Raw genomic sequence first — 2,572 nt, 5'->3', positions numbered from 1 at the left:
CCGCCGCACCACCTAAACAGCCACTACACGAACAACACATCGGCGATCGCTAAACGTCACGGGCTGTTACGCGGAAAGGCTCACTCACCGAAGCTGACGTGCCTTCAACGAGGGAAACTCCCCGGTCGCGGAGAGTCGGCGGCCAGGAATAAAACCAGAAGAATCGCACGGATGGTCGTGCGGGCGGATGACTTCATCTCGATACTCCACGTCGTGGTCAAGGACGGGACGTCTCCATGGTGGCCGAGAAGAGAAGCAGGACAATAAACTCGGGAAAATGGTGATGATATACCCTCGCTACCTACCTGACATCAAGTTCCGTGGACTCATCGCAGCAGGACGAATTTCGCATTCATATCGCTACATCCGGCAAGCCTGCCGAAGTTCCTGAGCACAGCCAGTGTGGCGGGTGGCTCGGGATGCGGCGTAGCGGGCACCGGACGCTTCCGGCCAGGTGCGTCGTTTCAGGTGCGTCGCTCCGGCCGTCCGTAGATGTCACAGCGAGGAGCGGGCCGCTACGTGCCGCGAGCGCCGGCCGACTCGAACGATCGCGAACGTCGACGACCGGCCAGCCCACTCCGCCGGACCGCACCACCTGCCACCATCACCCCGAACCGGGAAGATCATATCTAGTAATACACGGATTTCCGCTCGGCAATCGCCCACCTCGGCTGCACCACCGCACAGGGGCGGGCCTCTTCCGGAAGGATTTCCCCGGGAGGATCCGTTATTCCGAAAATCCGAGGCACGAGAACCGACCGGTCTGGAACCGAGCGTTCTGGAACCGAGTGCACCGAGCCGCCCTGGCGTGCTCCCCCGCGCAGGTTAGCTGCCCACGCGCCTTGCTACGGTACAACCGTGCCCGCCGCCGCTCGCTCGCTGCGCCGGCGCATCCCGGGCCTTCCCCAGGTTTCGCGTGGTGGGCCAGGACGGCATAACCCGCGCGAGTGCGGGAAAGGCCTGCGGACAGCGGTGACTTGTCCGTGCGGAACGGCCCGGACGTGCGGAACGGCCCGGAGGACCATCAGGACCGCAGGGCCACGGGAGCCAGACCACGAGAACGACGAGGATCGGAACGGCACATGAGGATGCTCGACGGGCGGTCGATGGCCGCCGAGATCGGCAGGTACGTGGTCGACGAGGCCGAGAGGCTGGCTGCGGCGGGAGTCACGCCGACCCTGGCGGTGGTCCTGCCGACCGCGGATCCGGCAGCGTATTCCTATGCCGAGATCATCGAACGGACCGCGGGCAAGGTCGGCGTGCACTGTGTGCTGCATGAGCCGAAGGGCGAGCCTGCGGCGATCCTCGACACGATCGACACCGTCGCCGCCGATCCGACCGTGCACGGGATCATCGTCCAGACGCCGCTGCCAGGCGGGCTGACCTCCCGCGAGGTCGGCGAGCACATTCCGACGGCCAAGGACGTCGACGGGATGAACCCGAGCAGTCTCGGCCGGCTCGCGCTGGGTCTGCCGAGCTTCGCGCCGGCCACCGCCGCCGCGGTGGTGGAGATCCTCACCCGGGCCCGCATCCCGATGTCCGGCGCCCGGGTATGCGTGATCGGCCGCGGCCCAGTGGTCGGCAAGCCGGTCTCGCTGCTGTTGCTCGCCGAGGACGCGACCGTGACGATCTGCCACTCCCGGACCAAGGGACTGGTGAGCATCGCCCACGAGGCCGACATCATCGTGTCCGCCACCGGCCATCCCCGCCTCGTCGGCGCCGGCTTCGTCCGCCCGGGTGCGACCGTCATCGACGTCGGCACCGTCGTGACCGAGACCGGGCAGGTCGGTGACGTGGACGCCGCGGCCGTCTCGTCCGTGGCGGGCGCCCTCACCCCGGTGCCGAGCGGCGTGGGACCGGTCACCACGATGCTCCTGCTGCGCAACACGATCCGGGCGGCGCGCGCCGCCTGATCGGCACACCGGCCACCTGGCATCAGCGGAGCCCGCAGCGGCCTCAGACGGAGCTGTAGACCGGCCCGGCGAGCCGTACCCGGTTACGACCATCGGCCTTGGCCCGGTAGAGCGCGGAGTCCGCACGGGCGATGAGACCGGCGAGGTCGCCGCGGGGGCCGTGATGTGTCGCGACTCCCACGGACACGGTAACCGACAGGGGAGGCCGGCCCTCCAGCCGGCAGTGGGTTCCGGCGACTTGGCGGCGGATCCGTTCCGCGACATCGGCCGCGTTCTCCAGCTCGACCTCGGTGAGCAGCACCACGAACTCCTCGCCCCCGAACCGTCCGACGAGATCCCGGGGGCGGGTGGCCGCCCGCAGCGCGTCCGCCACCGCGATCAGAATGACGTCCCCGATGAGATGACCAAACCTGTCATTGACCCGCTTGAAGTGGTCGATGTCGACCAGGAGCACCGACAGCGGACGCCCCACCTGGCAGGCCCGGTTGATCTCGCGTTCCGCCACCCGGCGCCAGTACGCCGGGTTGGCCAGCCGGGTCTTCGCGTCGGACCGCGCGGCATGCAGGAGCTCGGCGTGCAACAGGCTGCGTTGCAGCAGCAGGACGGGGGGCGTGATCGCCAGCATGAGCAACGGGTTCGCCACCCACAGCACCGCGACC

General features: G+C 68.4%; 2 protein-coding genes. One reads left to right on the top strand and one right to left on the bottom strand.

The features are described from left to right. The first annotated feature begins 1,082 nt into the window (after positions 1–1,082). Complete coding sequence (locus tag AC08ON_RS14755) at positions 1,083–1,913, top strand: bifunctional 5,10-methylenetetrahydrofolate dehydrogenase/5,10-methenyltetrahydrofolate cyclohydrolase (protein ID WP_476608085.1); 831 nt, start codon at positions 1,083–1,085, stop codon at positions 1,911–1,913. 43 nt (positions 1,914–1,956) lie between these two features. Here AC08ON_RS14755 and AC08ON_RS14750 read toward each other — a convergent pair. Further along, positions 1,957–2,572, bottom strand: a 616-nt coding sequence (locus tag AC08ON_RS14750) for a GGDEF domain-containing protein (protein WP_476617166.1), incomplete at its 5' end; no start/stop codon positions are given.

The sequence above is a fragment of the Frankia sp. CoWAU3 genome (genome assembly GCF_977971855.1).
The sequence above is the reverse complement of the archived record's forward strand: the minus strand, read 5'-3'. Positions and strand labels throughout refer to the sequence as shown.